The following is a 758-nucleotide window of genomic DNA, read 5'->3' on the forward strand; positions in this document are numbered from 1 at the left end:
CGGTGAGGCTGCCCCCGGAGATGGCGATGGAGTTGGTTCCGGCCAGGCCGTTGAGTCCGAACGTGCCTCCGGCGACGGAGAAGAGGACGCCGCCCAGGTCGGCGGTGTCGGTCACGTCGAGGGAGACTCTGCCGGCGCCGTCGGCTCCTCCCGTGAGACGGACGGTGAAGTCGCCGTCGAGGGCGCCTGCCAGCGAGCCGGAGCCGAAGCTGAGGGTCTGCCCGGCGATGCCTTTGACGGCGGCATCGGAGAGGACGTTGAGTCCGGCCAGGGCGATGGCCTTGGAGGCGTCGCTTCCGAGGTCGAAGAGGGTGGCGGTGCCGGATGCGTCGGCGGTGCCGAGGGTGAGGTTGACCGTGTCGGCGAAGGAGGCTCCGGAGGCGTCGAAGGAGGCGTTTTCGAGGGTCAGGGCCGAGGTGTTGCCGGCAATGTCGGACGAGGCGATCGTTCCGGCCAGCAGGACGGTGCCTCCGCCGGTGATGCGGGCCTGTCCGTCGCCTTCGGTCGAGAGGGTGATGGCTCCGGCCAGGGTGTTGGGGGAACCTGCGCCTCCGTCGGCAAGGACGAGGCCCGAGCCGCTGCCCAGTTCCAGGGCCGTGGAGAGCGTTCCGGCCGTGCCGATAGCGAGGACTGCTCCGGATCCGATGGAAACCGTGCCGTAGCCGGTGGAGCCGGTGGAGCCGGTTTCGTCGGCGATGCCGCCGATCATGGAGCCCACCGTTACTTCCGCATCGTCGGCGATGCGGAGGGTGTGGGCG

Annotated in this window: 1 protein-coding gene; it reads right to left on the reverse strand. The window is 70.1% G+C overall.

Going from position 1 to position 758, the window contains the following annotated elements; all coding sequences use genetic code 11:
- On the reverse strand, nt 1-758 hold a 758-nt coding region (locus QET40_RS00345), incomplete at both ends, for a hypothetical protein (protein WP_280125179.1).

It is taken from the genome of Akkermansia sp. N21169, assembly GCF_029854675.1.
GTDB lineage: Bacteria > Verrucomicrobiota > Verrucomicrobiia > Verrucomicrobiales > Akkermansiaceae > Akkermansia.